18 protein-coding genes are annotated in these 16,735 nt (G+C 68.1%); 9 read left to right on the top strand and 9 right to left on the bottom strand.

Annotated features, from left to right (window positions below; all coding sequences use genetic code 11):
- Positions 1–11 precede the first annotated feature (11 nt).
- On the top strand, positions 12–842 hold the full coding sequence (locus MAY35_RS22350) for an SDR family oxidoreductase (RefSeq protein ID WP_238423482.1): 831 nt from the start codon (positions 12–14) through the stop codon (positions 840–842).
- Between the two features lie 39 nt (positions 843–881).
- On the opposite strand, the gene MAY35_RS22345 is transcribed toward MAY35_RS22350, so the two are convergent.
- Positions 882–1,850, bottom strand: coding sequence for a glycine betaine ABC transporter substrate-binding protein (locus MAY35_RS22345; RefSeq protein WP_238423481.1), 969 nt, complete (start codon positions 1,848–1,850; stop codon positions 882–884).
- Between the two features lie 73 nt (positions 1,851–1,923).
- Here MAY35_RS22345 and MAY35_RS22340 point away from each other — a divergent pair, with 73 nt between their 5' ends.
- The 3 genes from MAY35_RS22340 (at position 1,924) to MAY35_RS22330 (ending at position 4,923) form a co-directional block, all read left to right on the top strand.
- Positions 1,924–3,000 carry a magnesium and cobalt transport protein CorA gene (locus MAY35_RS22340; protein WP_245404416.1) on the top strand — a complete coding sequence of 359 codons (1,077 nt, stop codon included), beginning with the start codon at positions 1,924–1,926 and terminating at the stop codon, positions 2,998–3,000.
- A gap of 88 nt (positions 3,001–3,088) precedes the next feature.
- Positions 3,089–3,730, top strand: a complete 642-nt coding sequence (locus MAY35_RS22335) for an endonuclease (protein ID WP_238423479.1) — start codon at positions 3,089–3,091, stop codon at positions 3,728–3,730.
- Between the two features lie 173 nt (positions 3,731–3,903).
- Positions 3,904–4,923 carry an iron-containing redox enzyme family protein gene (locus MAY35_RS22330; protein WP_238423498.1) on the top strand — a complete coding sequence of 340 codons (1,020 nt, stop codon included), beginning with the start codon at positions 3,904–3,906 and terminating at the stop codon, positions 4,921–4,923.
- 49 nt (positions 4,924–4,972) lie between these two features.
- On the opposite strand, the gene MAY35_RS22325 is transcribed toward MAY35_RS22330, so the two are convergent.
- The 3 genes from MAY35_RS22325 to MAY35_RS22315 form a co-directional block, all read right to left on the bottom strand.
- The gene (locus tag MAY35_RS22325; RefSeq protein WP_238423478.1) at positions 4,973–5,176 is read right to left on the bottom strand and encodes a CDGSH iron-sulfur domain-containing protein; all 204 of its coding nucleotides are present in this window, start codon (positions 5,174–5,176) and stop codon (positions 4,973–4,975) included.
- On the bottom strand, positions 5,173–5,892 hold the full coding sequence (locus tag MAY35_RS22320) for a HemK2/MTQ2 family protein methyltransferase (RefSeq protein WP_238423477.1): 720 nt from the start codon (positions 5,890–5,892) through the stop codon (positions 5,173–5,175). Before MAY35_RS22320 ends, MAY35_RS22325 begins: the two co-directional genes overlap by 4 nt.
- A 178-nt stretch (positions 5,893–6,070) precedes the next feature.
- Positions 6,071–6,664, bottom strand: coding sequence for a suppressor of fused domain protein (locus MAY35_RS22315; protein ID WP_238423476.1), 594 nt, complete (start codon positions 6,662–6,664; stop codon positions 6,071–6,073).
- A gap of 57 nt (positions 6,665–6,721) precedes the next feature.
- Here MAY35_RS22315 and MAY35_RS22310 point away from each other — a divergent pair, with 57 nt between their 5' ends.
- Together MAY35_RS22310 and MAY35_RS22305 are read left to right on the top strand one after the other, a co-directional pair.
- A complete protein-coding gene (locus MAY35_RS22310) occupies positions 6,722–7,411 on the top strand; it encodes a metallophosphoesterase (protein ID WP_238423475.1) in 690 nt (229 codons plus the stop codon).
- Positions 7,401–8,258, top strand: a complete 858-nt coding sequence (locus tag MAY35_RS22305) for a chromosome partitioning protein ParB (protein WP_238423474.1) — start codon at positions 7,401–7,403, stop codon at positions 8,256–8,258. Before MAY35_RS22310 ends, MAY35_RS22305 begins: the two co-directional genes overlap by 11 nt.
- A gap of 28 nt (positions 8,259–8,286) precedes the next feature.
- Here MAY35_RS22305 and MAY35_RS22300 read toward each other — a convergent pair whose 3' ends face one another.
- From MAY35_RS22300 to MAY35_RS22280, 5 genes are all read right to left on the bottom strand, one after another.
- Positions 8,287–9,303, bottom strand: a complete 1,017-nt coding sequence (locus tag MAY35_RS22300) for an ABC transporter ATP-binding protein (protein ID WP_238423473.1) — start codon at positions 9,301–9,303, stop codon at positions 8,287–8,289.
- A 3-nt stretch (positions 9,304–9,306) separates the two neighbouring features.
- Positions 9,307–10,137 carry a carbohydrate ABC transporter permease gene (locus MAY35_RS22295; RefSeq protein WP_014926300.1) on the bottom strand — a complete coding sequence of 277 codons (831 nt, stop codon included), beginning with the start codon at positions 10,135–10,137 and terminating at the stop codon, positions 9,307–9,309.
- 4 nt (positions 10,138–10,141) lie between these two features.
- The gene (locus MAY35_RS22290) at positions 10,142–11,359 is read right to left on the bottom strand and encodes a sugar ABC transporter permease (RefSeq protein WP_308192492.1); all 1,218 of its coding nucleotides are present in this window, start codon (positions 11,357–11,359) and stop codon (positions 10,142–10,144) included.
- A complete protein-coding gene (locus MAY35_RS22285) occupies positions 11,356–12,768 on the bottom strand; it encodes an extracellular solute-binding protein (RefSeq protein WP_238423472.1) in 1,413 nt (470 codons plus the stop codon). The genes MAY35_RS22290 and MAY35_RS22285 overlap by 4 nt, the downstream gene beginning before the upstream one ends.
- A gap of 235 nt (positions 12,769–13,003) precedes the next feature.
- Positions 13,004–13,492: a general stress protein gene (locus tag MAY35_RS22280; RefSeq protein WP_238423471.1), complete on the bottom strand. Its 489-nt coding sequence runs from the start codon at positions 13,490–13,492 to the stop codon at positions 13,004–13,006.
- A gap of 96 nt (positions 13,493–13,588) precedes the next feature.
- Here MAY35_RS22280 and MAY35_RS22275 point away from each other — a divergent pair, with 96 nt between their 5' ends.
- The 3 genes from MAY35_RS22275 to MAY35_RS22265 form a co-directional block, all read left to right on the top strand.
- On the top strand, positions 13,589–14,890 hold the full coding sequence (locus tag MAY35_RS22275; protein ID WP_238423470.1) for a magnesium transporter MgtE N-terminal domain-containing protein: 1,302 nt from the start codon (positions 13,589–13,591) through the stop codon (positions 14,888–14,890).
- Entirely contained in the window at positions 14,887–15,411 is a 525-nt protein-coding gene (locus MAY35_RS22270) for a DUF1003 domain-containing protein (RefSeq protein WP_238423469.1), read from the top strand. The genes MAY35_RS22275 and MAY35_RS22270 overlap by 4 nt, the downstream gene beginning before the upstream one ends.
- Positions 15,412–15,740: 329 nt before the next feature.
- Positions 15,741–16,735, top strand: a 995-nt coding sequence (locus tag MAY35_RS22265) for a lytic transglycosylase domain-containing protein (protein WP_238423468.1), incomplete at its 3' end; no start/stop codon positions are given.

Raw genomic sequence — 16,735 nt, 5'->3', positions numbered from 1 at the left:
AGGAGAACAACATGAAGGACTTTCGCGGCAAGGTCGTCGTGATCACCGGCGCCGGTTCGGGTATGGGACGCGACATCGCGGTCAAACTCGCTCGGCACGGTGCCCGGCTGGCCATCTCCGATGTGACCCCGGACGGTCTGGCCGTCACCGAGAAACTGGTGCGCGAAGCCGGAGCCGAGGTCCACGCGCAACTGCTCAACGTCGCCGAGCGCGAGGCCGTCCTGGACTACGCCGACACCGTCAAGGACCATTTCGGCGTCGTGAACGTGGTCTTCAACAACGCCGGCATCGCCCACCACGGCGAGATCGAACGCACCGAGTTCAAGGACATCGAACGGGTGATGGATGTCGACTACTGGGGAGTCGTCAACGGCACCAAGGCATTCCTGCCGCATGTCATCGCCTCCGGAGACGGGCACATCGTCAACACGTCCTCGCTGTTCGGCCTGCTGGCCGAACCCGGCCAGGCGGCGTACAACTCCGCGAAGTTCGCCGTCCGCGGCTTCACCGAGGCCCTGCGCCAGGAGATGATCATCGCCAAGTATCCGGTCCAGGTGTCGTGTGTACACCCGGGTGGGATCAAGACCGCGATCGCGCGCAACGCGACCGTGTCCGGTGATCACGACCAGAAGGCCACCGCCGCGCTCTTCGACCGCTACCTCGCACGCATGACGAGCGAGGACGCCGCCGACGTGATCATCGAGGGTGTGCGCAAGAACAAGGCACGCATCCTGGTGGGCACAGACGCGAAGATCCTCGACCTCGCGGTCCGGCTCGTCGCCTCCAAGTACCAGTGGGTGTCGGCGAAGATCACCGGTTGGGCGCTCTCCAAGGCGAAGTAGGCCCTCCCCGCGGCGAACCGAGCGGGTGCACCCGGCGCGTCAGAGTCCGTGCTCTCCGAGCCACGCGAGGGCGACGTCGCGCGGGTCCGCACCCGCCTCGACGCGGGCGGCCATGGTGGCGAGGTCGGCGGTGGTGATCTCACCGGCGACCTTGTTCATCGTCTTGACCTGATCCCGGCCGAAGGCCGCGGACCGGAAGACCGGCACGAGCACCTCGGCGCGCGGCCCCGACGCCGGGGCCGCGACCGAGGTCGACGGCGGCGCACCCGCGGGCGGATTGTCCGCGGTGTCGCCGCCACCGGCCGAGTTGCGCAGCGCCTGAACCTCCGACGACGCGCCGTCGGCGTCCTCGCCCGCGATGTCGAGCGGTGTCAGCATTCCGACAGCGGTGCCCGCCGCGGTCCGGCCCAGCACCTCGTCACTCGTGGCGACGAGTTCCACCGGACCGAAACGGCACCCCGCGTCGGCGAACGCGCGCATCGTCGCGGCGTCGGGGCGGGACACCGCGATCACCGGGAGCCCGGCCGGGAGCCGGGTGCAGTCGTCGAGATCGGTGGCCTCGGCGTCGCCGGCGAGCGTCGTCGACACGAAGATCTGCGGAGCCGCCGACACCGGTGTCTCGTCGCCCACCGACACCCCTTGCGGCAGAGAGCGATTCACGTCCTTGTAGACGTCCTCGGCACCGACGGCGGTGGATGACGGTGCGAGCAGCGTCAGCAGCTCGCCGGTGAACGCGGGAAACAGGTCGAGGGCGGTACGGTCCATCTCTCCGAGAAGCGTCTGCGGGTCTCCACGCAACTGGTCGTCGGAGACGACACTGCCCGCATTGCGCAGCGCGCCGGCGTAGACCTCCGCCATCACGCGCATCGCCGGTTGTTCCGACGAGCCGATCACGATCCCTCGCGGCGGCGCGGACGCGTCGTCGGCGCATCCGGCCAGCACCACCGCCAGTACGACCAGCAGACCGGCGACCCCGACAAGGCGTTTGCGGACAGCACGTTTACCCACCCCGCCACCGTATCCCGCCTCGTGACACGGGCCGCATCGCCCATCGCGGGTAGCATCAGCACTCGTGCCCTCGATGCCCCGGCCAGGTCCGCGCGGGTTGTCTCCGCGCCGTGAGCGCCGCCCGATCCCCACGATCCGTGTCCCCGTGGCGCGGGCCGTCGTCGACTGCGCGGTCTACGTCGACGGGCATCGCCAGCCCGGCAGGTTCAGCTACACCGATGGACTCGCACACGTCCGCGCGACCGGCGAGGGATTCGTATGGGTCGGGCTCCACGCCCCCGACGACGCCCAGATGGCCGCCGTCGGGGAGACATTCGGACTGCACGAGCTCGTCGTCGAGGACGCGGTGGTCGCTCACCAGCGACCCAAGCTCGAGGTGTACGACGACACGCAGTTCCTGGTGCTTCGGACGGTGCAATACGTCGAGCACGAGTCGATGGCGAAGGCCAGCGAGGTGGTCGAGACAGGCGAGATCATGGTGTTCGCCGGCCCGGACTTCGTGGTGACCGTGCGGCACGGCGAGCACACGGAGCTCTCCGCGCTCCGACGCCGCCTCGAAGCGCTGCCGGAGCGCCTGGCCCTGGGCCCTACGGCGGTCCTCCATGCCGTGGCCGACAAGGTCGTCGACACCTACCTCGCGGTCACCGACCGGATGGACGTCGACGTCGCGGCCATCGAAGAGGTGGTCTTCGGCAGGCAGGGCCATGCACTCGACATCGACCCGGTGTACCTGCTGCGTCGCGAGGTCCTCGAACTCCGACGCGCGGTGACACCTCTGACCGCACCGCTGCAGAGCTTGACCGTGTCTGGTAATCCATTGGTGCCGAAAGAGATTCGTCGCCAATTTCGCGATGTTGCCGACCACCTCACCACGGTGGTGGACCGCGTCCTGGAATACGACGAACTGCTGACCTCGCTGCTGCAGGCCGCCGCGGCCAAGGTGGGCATCCAGCAGTCCACCGACATGCGCAAGATCTCGGCATGGGTGGCCATCGCCGCCGTGCCGACGATGGTCGCAGGCATCTACGGGATGAACTTCGACCACATGCCCGAATTGCATCAGCAGTGGGGTTACCCGGTCGTCCTCGGTGCGCTCGTCACACTCTGCGCCCTGCTGTTCGTGGTCTTCCGGCGCAGTCACTGGCTGTGACCCGCCGCGCACGTGCAGGATTGCCCGGGCACCGCGTCGGGTAGCCGATCTCGACACACTCTCCGATCAGACGACATGAGGAGTCGCGATGACCCGCACGGACGATGCCGCCGGCACGGCCCGCATCCTGCTCGACCGTGCCGGCCGGACCTACGCCGAGGATGCCGGCATCACTCTGAAGAACACGCCGTCACCACTGTTCGAGCTGCTGGTACTCGCCCTGCTGCTCAGCACGCGGATCTCGGCGGACATCGCCGTCGCGGCAGCGCGCGAACTGTTCACGGCGGGTTATCGCACACCGGAGAAGATGAAAGCGGCCAGATGGCAGAGCCTGGTCGACGCCCTGGGACGCGGCCACTACGTCCGCTACGACGAGAGCACTGCCACCCGCCTCGGCCAAGCTGCGCAGCGGGTTCTCGACGAGTACGACGGCGACCTGCGTGGTCTCGCCGAAGAGGCCGGGTACGACCCCGCCCGCGCCGCGGAACTGCTGCAGGGGTTCACCGGAATAGGTCCGGTCGGGGCCGACATCTTCCTGCGCGAGGTCCAGTCGGTGTGGGACTGGGCGACACCGTTTTTCGACAAGCGTGCGCTCGCCGCTGCCCGCGACCTCGGCCTTCCCGACGATCCGGCCCGACTGGCGGACCTCGCCGACGGACGTCCCGAGGCGCTGGCCGCCGCGCTCGTCCGGGTCTCGCTGGACCGCGAACTGCGCGCGGCGCTCGGCTGAGCCGCCTGGCCTAAGCTGGGACGACGGTCACAGACCGCGGTCGTGGTCCGGGGTTTGCACCGCGCCCGATCCGGTTACTCGGGAACGTCCGCACCCACAGCTTCGCGGTGCCGGACGCCCGGACACGACAGGAGGACTCACAGGTGTCAGCTGACCCGATGGTCGACGTTGCGATGGTCGACGTTGCGATGGACGACCCGACGTTCCGACGTCCGAGCCTCCCGACTGCGCGCGGTCCCCTGTCGGACGCCGTGATCACGCTGCTGCGCAGCGACCCCGGCCCCGCGGTCATCCCCGACATCTCCGTGGCCGATGCCGAACCGTACGGCGACGACCTGCAGCTGGCCCTCTACCTGTGCTACGAGATGCACTACGTGGGGTTCACCGATGCCGACACCGCATGGGAGTGGCACCCGGCCCTGTTGTCGCTGCGGGGGGAACTGGAACGACACTTCCTCACCGCCCTGCACCGCGACGTTCCCGCCATCGCCGACGGTGACACGGTCGGCCGGGAGATGGACGAGTTGTGCATCGAGAACCCCGACGGTGACGGTGTGTCCTACCGCCTGCGGGACGCGGGGACCTGGGAGCAGTACCGGCAGATGTTCGCGCTGCGGTCGCTCTACCACCTGAAGGAGGCAGATCCGCACGCGTGGGCGATCCCCCGTCTGCGCGGGCACGCCAAGGCCGCCTTCGTCGCCGTCGAGTTCGACGAGTTCGGTGGCGGCCGCGGCGACGCGGTGCACCAGGAACTCTTCGCCGACCTGTTGCGCGCGGCCGAGCTCCGCGATGACTACCTCGGCTACCTCGACACCGCGCCCGGTGTCGCGCTCACGCCGGTGAACCTCATGTCGCTGTTCGGGCTGCACCGTCGCTACCGAGGTGCCGCGGTCGGCCACCTCGCCGCCACCGAGATCACGTCATCGCCCGGATCACAACGGCTGCTCGCCGGGCTCGACCAGCTCGATGCGCCGGAAGCCTGCCGCCGGTTCTACCGCGAGCACGTCGAAGCGGATGCGGTGCACGAACAGATTTTGCGCACCGACGTGGTGGGCGACCTGATCCGCACCGAGCCGGAGACCGAGGCCGACGTGATCTTCGGGATCCGGGCGTTCCTGTTCGTCGAGGACGCGCTGGACCAGCACGTGGTGTCGGCCTGGGAACACGGAGAGAGCGCCTTTCCGGGTATCTGATCCCGAGAGGCGCTCCGGCGCGTCCGCTGTTTCTGCTGTTTTCTCCGGCTCAGTCGGCCGTGCGACGACGCTTCTTGCGATGGCTGGTGTCGCACAACGGATAGTTCTTGCTGCGGCCGCAGGCACACACCGCCACCATGAAGCGGTCCGATGTCACGCACGCGCCGTCGGGAAGCTCGATGTCCACCGGCCCGGACACCAGGACCGGTCCCCCGCGCGTCACTCGGACCGACGTGCGTTTCGGCGGGGTCACGAGCGTCCCTCCGGGCGACCGGGCGCGACAGCTGCGATCGCGACCAATCGCTCGACGCGACGATTGCGCTCCAGCTGCCCGCACTGCTCGAGCCATTCCGCCCGGGCGGAGAGCACCGGACCGAACGGGATGAGGTGTTCGGCGACGATCTCGGCGGTCAGTCCACCCGCACGCAGCGCCCGAAGGGACGCGTCCTCGTCGGCGAACTCCGAGTGCACGAGCACGAAAGTGCCACCCGGGACGAGCAGGTCGGGTACGCGCGCACACAACGGGTCCAGGACGGCACGGCCGTCGACTCCGGCGTCCCACGCATGCGACGGTCCGGCGGGATGCAGTGCCGCCTCGGACATCGGCGGGGTCGGCACGTACGGCGGATTGCAGGTGACGAGGTCGTAACGCCCGACGTGTCGGACGAGGTCGCCGTGGACGACGGTCACATCCACGCCCGCCTCGGCGGCGGAGTTCCGGGCATAGGCAACGGCGTCGGCCGAGGCGTCGACCGCTGTGACCTCCGCCGCGCCAAGACGCGCGGCGGCGATCGCGATGGCGCCGCTGCCCGTGCACAGGTCAAGGACTCGCGCTCCGACGACGCCGAGTTCGGTGATGGTGTCGATGAGCAGCTGGGTGTCCTGCTGCGGAAGGTAGACCGCCGGGTCGGACCGGGTGATCTTCGGACCGGCGGTCGGGGTGAACGACGAGGAGGAGGTCAACGTCACGCCGCCCACCGCCGTACAGCCATCCGGACGGTTCCTGCTCCGCGTTCATTCATGCAACCTCACCCTTCAGACCAACCGTGCCTGTCGAGGAGGCAGCGCCTCCCCCGTGCTCAATCGTTCCCCCGGTCATTCGTTCCGAAACCTCGTTCCGGATCGGTCGCGGGCCGCAGGCGGCGGGTCAGCTCGGGGTGGCCGCGGTCCGGTCGGGTCTGGTCACGTCGATACCGGCCTCTCGCCACGCGTCCCGTAGCGCGTCGGCGCCCTTGAGACGGACCCAGGCCGCCTCGTTCGCGGTGATCGGCACCGCACGCAACAGTCGGACCGGGTCCATCGGTTCGGCCAGTCCGACGGCACCGAGCTCGTCGTCCTCGAGCAATACGGCGGTGAATGCCGCACCGTCCCAGAGGGGCTCGCCGAGGTCGATCAGCGCGTCGGCGGCGAGGATCAGGCCTTCCACGGCGGGTGCCGCGGCCATCGTCGCCATGCGTGTGTGCAGACCCGGCAGCGGTGTGCCGGCCCGCATCCGGACGACCAGTTCGGCGCGCGGGCCGCGTACCGGATCGGCGTGGAGATCGGTGGGGTCGGACATCGGATGGCGGGAACACCCCGAGGTGACGTAGACGAGCTGATCGTCCGGCGTCGCATCCGGTGTCACGAAGCGCAGCACGTCGATGGGTTCCACCCCGAGGAAGGTCACCGACGCCCGTTGCGGTGGCACCTCGAGCCGGTCTTCCAGGAATCGTCCGACGACATCGGTCACCGCTTCGCTCACATCCCACAGGCTACCGACCCGCACCAGGCGGTCACGGGGCTGATCTAGCCTGGAACCATGGTCCGGGTTCTGGCAGTCGCCGACGAGGTGGTGGATTCCCTCACCTTCGGGGTGGGCATCGACTCCCGTCCCGACCTCATCCTCGGTGCCGGCGACCTGCCCTTCGAGTACCTCGAGATCCTGTCGTCCCTGTGCGACGCACCGTGTGTGTTCGTGCCCGGCAATCACGACCGGGACCTGCGGGGTTATCACCGCGGTCGCACCGGCTGGACCCGCGCGGGACTCCCCGCGGCCGACCCGGGCCCGTGCGGCGCCGTCAACGCCGACGGCCGGACGGTGACGGTCGCGGGACTTCGCATCAGCGGGCTCGGCGGCAGCCGCCGCTACAACGGCGGCACCAACCAGTACACCGACGCCCAGCAGCGGCTGCGGTCGCTGAGACTGCGGTGTACCGCTGCCCTGTCCTCGACGCGCAACGCCGACATCCTCCTCACCCACAGCCCGGCCCGCGGCGTGGGCGACGGCGATGACCTCCCCCACCGCGGGTTCGACTGTTTCCACCCGCTGGTCCGGTCGTTGCGCCCGACCCTGCTCGTGCACGGTCACGTCCACCCGTTCGGCACCACACCCCCGGACCTGCCCATCGGCGGATCGACGACCTCGATGAACGTCGTCGGCTACTGTCAGTTCGACATCGATCCGGCGACCCGGGAGGTCGACATCGTGAGGCGCAGACATGGTGCGTGACACCGGATTTCCCGACGCGGATGCCGAAAACGACTTCACCCGCCTACGACGCCAGGCCGAGCGGGCGCGCCTGGCGCAGTGGTTCATGCGTCAACCCGCCGACGTCAACACCATCCTGCCGTTCGACGAAGTCGTCGCCGCGCTCGGCCGGACCGGGGAGACCGCGCTCGGACTCCAGGTCGTCGAGGTGTCCTCGATCGTCGGCAGTGTCGACCGGACCAAGGACTTCGACCGCTACTTCCGGCCCACCTCGTCCCGTGGGCGGGAACGCTGGCAACGCCTGGCCGCGGCGCAGCTCCGCGGCGAGTCCGTGCCGCCGGTGCAGCTCTATCGCATCGGGTCGATGCATTTCGTCATCGATGGCCACCACCGCGTCTCCATCGCGATCGCGCGGAACTGGGCCACGATCGACGCCTACGTCACCCTCATCCACACGCGGATCTCACCCGAGGGGATCAACGCGACATCGGACCTGATCCTCAAAGACCATCGCCGACTGTTCCTCTCCCGGGTGCCGCTCGAGAATTCGCAGTCCGAGGCCATCCGCCTGACCGACCCCTTCGACTACGCCGAACTCGCCGAGAACGTCGAGGCCTGGGGATTCCGCCTCAGCCAGGAGATCGGCGAATTCCTCAGCCGCACCGAGACCGCCCGGCGCTGGTTCGGTGAGGAGTTCCTGCCGGTCGTGCGCATGGCGCGTCGCGCTGGAATCCGGCCCGATCTCGAGAGCGACGCCGAACTCTACATGTGGGTCGCATGCGAGCGATATCGGCTGGTGCGCAGGCACATCTGGGACGAGCACGTCTTCGACGAACTGCTCGACCACTCCCGCAGGCGTCGGCGCTGAGCCGACGCCTGCGGGGCCACATCGTCGCCTAACGGACGCGCAGCGATGCTCCCGAACTCTGATCGAACACAGCGATCTTCGAGGCGTCGTAGAACAGTTCTGCGGTGGTCCCGCGGGTCACCTTCGAGTCCGGCGACAACCGGGCGATCAGCTGACTGCCGAAGTCGGTACCCGAGTCCGCCGACAACTCGGCCAGGGCCTCGCGGACGTCACCGCTGCTGCCGACGTCACCGGCGCGCGAGACCACCGCGCGGTGATCGTCGAGGACGACGGTACCGATCGGCGTCTCGATGCCGTCCGAACCGAGACGCCCCGGCAGGAAGTTCATCGCCGGTGAACCGATGAAGCCGGCCACGAAGACGTTCGTCGGGTTGTTGTAGAGCTCCTGCGGCGTGCCGATCTGCTGCACGTAACCGCTGCGCAGCACCACCACGCGATCGCCGAGTGTCATGGCCTCGGTCTGATCATGGGTGACGTAGACCGTGGTGGTGCCGAGCCGCTGCTGCAGCTGCGAGATCTCGGTACGCATCTGCACACGGAGCTTGGCATCGAGGTTCGACAGCGGCTCGTCCATCAGGAACGCCTTGGGCGAGCGCACGATCGCGCGGCCCATCGCCACCCGCTGCCGCTGGCCGCCGGACAGGTTGGCGGGCTTGCGGTCCATGTACTGCCCCAGGTCGAGGATGCGAGCGGCCTCGTCGACCTTCGCCGCGATCTCATCCTTCGACATCTTGGCGAGGGTCAGCGGGAAGGCGATGTTCTCGCGGACCGACATGTGTGGGTAGAGCGCGTAACTCTGGAACACCATGGCGATGTCGCGGTCCTTGGGCGCGCGCTCGTTGACCCGCTCGCCGCCGATCCGCAACTCGCCGCCCGAGATGTCCTCGAGGCCGGCGATCATGTTGAGCGTCGTCGACTTTCCGCAGCCCGACGGGCCCACCAGAATCACGAACTCGCCGTCGGCGATCTCGATGTCGACCCCGTGTACGGCCGTCGAGCCGTCGGGATACTGCTTGGAGACGTTGTCCAGAACGATGTCTGCCATGGGTTATCCCTTCACGGCGCCGGAGGTCAGACCGGCCACGATTCGACGTTGGAAGAAGAGGACGAAGATGATGATGGGGATGGTGATGATCACCGCGGCGGCCGAGATCGACCCCGTGGGTTCCTCGAACTGCGATGCGCCGGTGAAGTTCGCGATGGCCACCGGGGCGGTGATCGCGCGTTCGGTCGAGGTCAGCGACAAGGCCAGCAGCAGGTCGTTCCAGGCGAAGATGAACACCAGGATGGCGGCTGTCACGACGCCGGGTGCGGCGAGCGGGGCGATGACCTTGCGGAACGCCTGCCATGGGGTGGCGCCGTCCATCTTGGCGGCCTTCTCCAGCTCCCACGGGATCTCCCGGAAGAACGCGGAGAGCGTGTAGATCGCCAGCGGCAGCGCGAACGTGATGTACGGCAGGATCAGGCCGGGCCACGTGTCGAACAGTCCGAGGCGGCGTTCGATGTTGAACAGCGGTGTGACGAGGGAGATCTGCGGGAACATCGCGATCAGCAGCGCGGCGCCGATCAGGAGCTTCTTACCCGGGAACTCCAGGCGCGCCACCGCATAGGCGGCCATGGTGCCCAGGATGACCGCGATCACCGTGGTGATCAGCCCGACGCCGATGGAGTTGATCAGCGCCGAGGTGAAGGCACTCGTCTCGAAGATGCTCCGGTAGTTGTCGAGGGTGAACTCGCTCGGCCAGAACTTGCCGTCGGTCACGCTGCTCGCCGGCTTGAACGACAGGCTGATGATCCAGAGCAGCGGGATGAGTGCGTACAGGATCACCAGGATGTTGGCGATCGACCACCACGCCTTGGACTTTCCGCTCGTATTCAACGGCTTACCTCCCCTCGTCGTCGGAACCCGGTGCGGCGGTGCCGAACCCCTTGATGAACACGAACGCGATGATCGCGACGCACAGGAAGATCAGGATCGAGATGGCCGATCCGACCCCGAGATTGAATGCGCCGAACAGGTTGTCGTAACCCAGCATCGACACCGAGTAGGTGTTGTTGGACCCACTGGTGAGGACGTAGATGTTGTCGAACACGCGGAATGCGTCCAGCGTGCGGAACAGCAGCGCGACCAGGATCGCCGGCTTCATCAACGGAAGGATGATGCGCCACAACCTCGTCCAGGCACCGGCGCCGTCGACCTGCGCGGCCTTCAGCAGATCGTCGGGTACAAGGGCCAGTCCGGCCAGCAGGAGCAGCGCCATGAACGGCGTGGTCTTCCAGACCTCGGCGAGAACGATGATCGCCAGCGACGGCCACTGTTCGGTCAACGGAGCGGTGCCGTCGGGCAACAGGTTGGCGAGGTAACCGGTTCCCGGTGTCCACGCGTAGTACCACGAGAACGCCGCCGCGACCGTCACGATGCCGTACGGGATGAGGACGACGGTGCGAATCGTGCCGCGTCCGAAGATCGTTCGGTGCATGACCAGTGCGATCGCCATGCCCAGGACGAGTTCGATGATCACCGAGACGACGGTGATGCCGACCGTGACCGAGAACGCCGTCCACCAATAGTTGTCGGTCAGCACGGTCGCGTAGTTGTCGAACCACACGAATTCCCGCTCACCCGGCGCCGAGAGACTCATCTTGTTCAGCGAGAGCCAGACCGCGTACAGGATCGGGTAACCGGTGACCAGCAGCATCATCAGTGCCGCGGGCGCGACGAGCCAGAAGGCGAGCCGGCGTTCGGCGGTCTTGCCCTCGCTGCGCTTGCGCGGTGCGGCCGGAGCCGCCTCGGCACGAGGACGTTCCGCGACAGCGGTGGCGCCCGCGGTTCCGGCTGATCCGGTTGTTCCGATTGTTCCGGGATGCGCCGCGGGAGCGGCGCCACTCACCGGCGGGCCGGCGTCGTGCCGCCCACCCGCAGGCGGGGTCCACACCTGATCGGACTGCACCGGAGGGGTGTCGCCCACGATCGGGATCGGTCCGGTCTGCGCCGGCGCATCGTCGGGCAGCGCGTGCCGCCCGGCACGGAACCGCGCCTCGTCTCCGGTCTGATCACCGCCGGCCCGGTTGTCGTCCCCGGGTGTCGTGTTGTCGCTCACGGAACCAACCCTTCCCCGTCGATGGCCTTCTGGACCGCTTCGGCGAGCTGGTCGACGAGAGCCTCCGGCTCCCATGCGCCGACCGGGCTCAGCTTGGCCTGCAGCAGGGTCGAGATCGCCTGGTAGTCGGGCGACTTCGGCCGGAGCGCGGCATGTTCTGGTTCGAGCTGTCGCTTGATCTCGTCGGCCATCGGGTAGGCGAGGCGGAAATCGGCGTCGTCGTAGATGGATTCGATGACCGGCGGCGGACCTGCGCTGAACGAGAAAGCCTTCTGGCCCGCCTCGCTGGTGATGCACTCGGCGGCCTGGAAGGCCAGGTCCTGCTGCTTCGACGTGCTCGCGACGGCGATGTTGATCCCGCCGAGGGTCGTCTTCGTCGGCAGACCCTGGAAGCCCGGATACGGCGCGAAGTCGAAGACCCGCTGCATCTGCCGGTTCAGCGGCACGACCTCTTCCGAGGTCGGCGGGTTGGCGGTGTCGGCGTAGAGCCCGGCGTACTGCGTGAGATCCAGGAACGCAACACTTCCCGCGACCGCGTTCTCGCGCATACCGGCGAACACGAAGGGCCAGTTGACCTGGTAGAGCGCCTCGCCGCTCTCCATACCCAGACGCGCGGCGCCCTCGTCGGAGTTGGTGAGCGACGGATCGGCGCCCGGCGCCGTGGCGACACGCTTGAGCGTCTCCAGCGCACGGACGGTCGCGGCACGGTGTTCGGGGGTGTCGTTGAGCGTGACCTTGTCGGGGTCATCCGGGTCGACGATCTGCCCACCGGCGCTGGCGAGCACCGAGTTGAACCACACCATCAGGCCCTCGTACTGCCTGCCCTGCACCATGATGTAGGTCGGTCCGCCGTTGCGTCCGCTGACGAGTGCGTCGTCGAGCATGCCGTCCCAGGTCGACGCGGGGCGTCGGCGATCGACCTTGTCGGCGAGCACATCCGGGCGATACCAGAGCAATTGGGTGTTGGTGGAGAACGGGATGGCGTAGAGACGTTCGCGCTCGTCGTCGTCGGTCTTCCACACGGCGGTGTCGAGCGGGCCGCCCAGGGTGCGCGCGGAGACCTCAGTCGCCATCGCGTCGGGGACCGGGACCATCCAGCCCGCATCGGCGAATTCGGCGGTCCACACCACGTCCATGCCCATGAGGTCGAGCCCGGTGTCGTTGCCCGCGAGGCGTCGTGCCAGCTGCAGGCGCTGATCGTCGGCGCCCTTCGGCAGCGGCGTCGTCACGACCTTGTAGGCGCCACCGGAGTCCGCCGAACACTTGTCGCCGATCTCGGCGAAGGTGTCCGCGCCGTCCGCGGGCGGATAGAAATTGAGTACGCCCGCTTCATATCCCGAGCCGCAGGCGGACAGCACGGGCAGCATCGCCGCCGCGGCCACCGCTGCGGCCACGACCTTCCGTCTCATGCGCCTCGTAGATCCGCGCCTCGTCAATCCCCCGGTACCGAATCCATCAGTGCTGGTCCTGCTCCGCACGCAGCCTCCTCGATGTCGTACGCGGCGCTGCCCACGAGGTGCTCCGCCGTGAGCGTCCGAAGTGCAACGCTATACGTGAGGATTCGTGACATGCAACACATTCGGCATGGGCGTGCCACTCCGAGACCGATTGTGATCGGTCCGTGTCCGGGGGGCGGGACCCGACCTAGAAGGTCAGACGGGTGAGCATGTCCCGTGCTTTCTCTGCGCTTTTCGGATCGCAGAGCACGTCGTAGCGGCCTGCGACCAACTGCATCGTCGACGCGAAATCGCGCTGTCCGCGCGTGGCGGCATACGGAATGGTCGCCGAGATCACACCGAAGACCATGCCGCCGACGATGCCGACGAGGATCGGCGCGATGGGCGAACCGGTGAACACCAGCGCCACGAGGCAGCCGAAGAAGAACCCGAGCCACGCGCCGGACACGAGGCCGCCACCGATGACCTTGCCCCACGTCAGCCGCCCGATGACGCGCTCGACCTGCATCAGGTCGACGCCCACGATCGTGACGTCCTCGACGGTGAAGTTCTCGTCGGACAGGTAGTCGACCGCGCGTTGGGCCTCGGCGTAGGTTCCGTACGAACCGATCGGCCAGCCCTTGGGCGGTGTCGGCAGCCCGGGCGTCTCGCGGCTCGGGCGCATGGGATTCGTCATTTCGTACCTTCCCGTCGTCTGGTTCGCCATCTGCGCTGCCGACATCCACCGTTGCCGTCGGCGTCGGCGCGGACCGATGGCACTACCCTTACTCCCATGTCGTCGGTGAGCAAGGTGTTCGTGGCCAGATTAGTCGGGTTGGCCGTCCTTGGTCCCGACGGCGAATCGATCGGCCGGGTCCGCGACGTGGTGATCTCGATCCGGCTATCCGGGCAGCAGCCGCGCGCATTGGGTCTCGCCGTCGAATTGACCACGCGCCGTAGGATTTTCGTGCCGATGCTGCGTGTCACCGCCATCGAACCCCAGGCGGTCGCACTCAACACGGGCACCGTCAGTCTGCGGCGCCTGCACCTGCGTCCCGGCGAGGCGCTCGCGATCGGCCAGATCCTCGACACCCGCGTCCGTGTCGTCGACCCCGACCTTCCCGAACTCGCCGACGCCGACGTCACGGTCATCGACCTGGGCATCGAACGCACCCGCACCCGGGACTGGGTCGTCTCGCGCGTCGCGGTTCGCGCCGGCCGTCGCGGACTCCGCCGCCGCCACGAGACCCACGTCGTGGAGTGGTCCAGTGTCCAGGGGATCACCCAGAGCGCACTCAATCTGCCGGGTCAAGGAGTCGCCCAGGCGCTGCTGCAGTTCGAGGGCATGCGCCCCGCAGACGTCGCCAACGCGTTGCGCGAGCTTCCTTCGAAGCGCCGCGCCGAGATCGCCTCCGCCCTCGACGACGAACGTCTGGCCGACGTGCTCCAGGAGCTCCCGCCCGACGACCAGAAGGAGTTGCTCGCCGCGCTCGGACGCGACCGCGCCGTCGACATCCTGGAGGCGATGGACCCCGACGACGCCGCCGACCTCCTCGGCGAGCTCCCCGACACCGAGGCCGAGGCGTTCCTGGAAGAGATGGATCCCGAGGAATCCGAGCCCCTGCGCCGCCTGCTGCTGCACTCCCCCGACACCGCCGGCGGTGTGATGACCTCCGAACCGATCATCGTCACCGCGTCGACGACGATCGCCGAGGCCCTCGCCCGGGTTCGCAACCCCGACCTCACCCCCGCCGCGGCCAGCGTCGTCTTCGTGGTGCGGCCGCCGACCGCGACGCCCACGGGCAAGTATCTCGGCTGCGTGCACCTGCAGGCGCTGCTGCGGGAACCCCCGGCCCAGCTCGTCGGCGGGATCGTCGACACCGACCTCGCCCGACTGCACCCCGAGGACTCACTGGAGACGATGACGCGTTATTTCGCGACCTACAACCTGGTCTGCGGACCCGTGGTCGACGAATCCGGGCACCTGCTCGGCGCCGTGAGCGTGGACGATCTGCTCGACGAGATCCTGCCGCGCGACTGGCGTGAGACCGAGCCCGAGGACGCCGTCGGACCCGGCGGGGACATCATCCGATGAGCGAACCGGGACGCAAACTCGACACTCCCAGCACGCGTCGGACGATCTCGTTCAATCTCGACTCCGACGTCGTCGGGATGTACAGCGAGCGCGTGGCGAGGTTCCTCGGCACGGGCCGCTACCTCGCCATACAGACGGTGATCGTGATCGTGTGGATCGCACTGAACCTGGTCGCGGTGACCATCAGGTGGGACCCGTACCCGTTCATCCTGCTCAACCTCGCGTTCTCGACGCAGGCCGCGTACGCGGCGCCGTTGATCCTGCTGGCCCAGAACCGTCAGGAGAACCGTGACCGCGTCGCCCTCGAGGAGGACCGGCTGCGGGCGGCACAGACCAAGGCCGACACCGAGTTCCTCGCGCGCGAGCTCGCCGCCGTCCGCATCGCCGTCGGCGACACCGTGACCCGGGACTATCTGCGCAAGGAACTCGACGACCTGCTCGACGAACTCGTCGAACGGCTGGCGACGCCGGGTGATGACGAGTCGGCAGAGGGCTCGTCGCGACGAGACCGGACCCGGTGATCACCGGCCGCCGGCGACGCCGGTAACTTTCCGCGACGCGCCGGCGATTCGATCTCTGACGTCAATAGTGGAGTTCGTGTCTGGGACGTCAGACCCAATATGTATGGTGGGTCACAGTTCGGACGGTGTCGATCCCGACATGACAGACCGTCCGTGACATCCGCTCGGCGGGCTCTGGACCTGGGCCGCCAGTGTGGACTCGCCGCGTTCTCGGGGGCAAGTGTGTGGATTGACAACGGAGTACAGGTGATCCGGGTACATGCGATCGAGCAGTGTCCCGGGGTCATGCCGGATGACCCCCGGGTCGCAAGCATCGGCGGAGGACCCAGATGAGGCCGCTCGACATCGTCCGGCGGCGCCGCGGTCCGCGTCGGCCCTCCCACTTCCCTCGTCGTGCGACGACCGTCGTGGCGGGAGGCGTCCTGGTCGGTGCGCTGGTCCTCGGGACCGCGACCTCCAGCGCGCACGGCGGAGGGGTGGCCGTTCGCGCCGCCGAACCCGAGGCGCCGCTCGTCGTCGCCGAGGTCGTTCCCGGATCGCCGGTGGCCCTCCTCGGGTTCGCCCCGCCTGCCGAGAAGCCCGCAGCCGCCCTACCCGCCGCGCAGTTCCGCCTGGCCAACGACCTGCCGTCCGGACCGCTGGGGATACCCGGGGTCGTCCTGCAGGCGTACAAGCTGGCGGCGAGTCGCGTCGGCGCGGAAAGCGCGCAGTGCAAGCTCCCCTGGTTCCTGCTCGCGGGTATCGGGCGCATCGAGTCGAACCATGCGAGCAACGGCTCGGTCGATCAGTTCGGCACCACCATCAATCCGATCGCCGGCCCGGTGCTCGACGGATCACTGGCGGGCAACGCGGTCATCCGCGACACCGACGGCGGACGTATCGACGGCGACGCCGGGCACGACCGCGCCATGGGGCCGATGCAGTTCATCCCGAGTACGTGGGCGTCCTGGGGTTCCGACGCCAACGGAGACGGCAAGTCGGATCCCAACAACATCTTCGACGCCACCTATTCGGCCGGGCGATACCTCTGCGCGGGCGTCACCGACATCATGAGCGAGGGCACGCGCGTCTCGGCGGTGCTGCGGTACAACCGGTCGATGGAGTACGTCGCCAACGTCCTGGGCTGGGCCGGCGCCTATGCCACCGGGGTCATGCCGACCGATCCGATCCCCGAGATGAAGCGCAAGCCGTCCAGCAGTTCGAGCAAACCCAGTACGCCGAAGTCCGGCTCGTCCTCCTCGTCGTCATCGTCATCGTCGTCGTCGAAGCGCCCCACCCCTCCGCCGCAGCAGTGCATCATCATCTGCCTGCCGTCCCTCCCGCC

Origin of the sequence: Gordonia sp. 'Campus' (genome assembly GCF_022206305.1) — a bacterium.
Taxonomy (GTDB): Bacteria; Actinomycetota; Actinomycetes; order Mycobacteriales; family Mycobacteriaceae; genus Gordonia.
Note: the sequence above shows the minus strand (reverse complement) of the source record. Positions and strands in the feature narration are given on the sequence as shown.

Excerpts from the sequence above, each read along its gene's own strand:
- MAY35_RS22350 (WP_238423482.1), top strand. The coding sequence starts at position 12 with ATGAAGGACTTTCGCGGCAAGGTCGTCGTGATCACCGGCGCCGGTTCG.
- MAY35_RS22340 (WP_245404416.1), top strand. The coding sequence starts at position 1,924 with ATGCCCCGGCCAGGTCCGCGCGGGTTGTCTCCGCGCCGTGAGCGCCGC.
- MAY35_RS22335 (WP_238423479.1), top strand. The coding sequence starts at position 3,089 with ATGACCCGCACGGACGATGCCGCCGGCACGGCCCGCATCCTGCTCGAC.
- MAY35_RS22330 (WP_238423498.1), top strand. The coding sequence starts at position 3,904 with ATGGTCGACGTTGCGATGGACGACCCGACGTTCCGACGTCCGAGCCTC.
- MAY35_RS22310 (WP_238423475.1), top strand. The coding sequence starts at position 6,722 with ATGGTCCGGGTTCTGGCAGTCGCCGACGAGGTGGTGGATTCCCTCACC.
- MAY35_RS22305 (WP_238423474.1), top strand. The coding sequence starts at position 7,401 with ATGGTGCGTGACACCGGATTTCCCGACGCGGATGCCGAAAACGACTTC.
- MAY35_RS22300 (WP_238423473.1), bottom strand. The coding sequence starts at position 9,303 with ATGGCAGACATCGTTCTGGACAACGTCTCCAAGCAGTATCCCGACGGC.
- MAY35_RS22285 (WP_238423472.1), bottom strand. The coding sequence starts at position 12,768 with ATGAGACGGAAGGTCGTGGCCGCAGCGGTGGCCGCGGCGGCGATGCTG.
- MAY35_RS22280 (WP_238423471.1), bottom strand. The coding sequence starts at position 13,492 with ATGACGAATCCCATGCGCCCGAGCCGCGAGACGCCCGGGCTGCCGACA.
- MAY35_RS22275 (WP_238423470.1), top strand. The coding sequence starts at position 13,589 with ATGTCGTCGGTGAGCAAGGTGTTCGTGGCCAGATTAGTCGGGTTGGCC.
- MAY35_RS22270 (WP_238423469.1), top strand. The coding sequence starts at position 14,887 with ATGAGCGAACCGGGACGCAAACTCGACACTCCCAGCACGCGTCGGACG.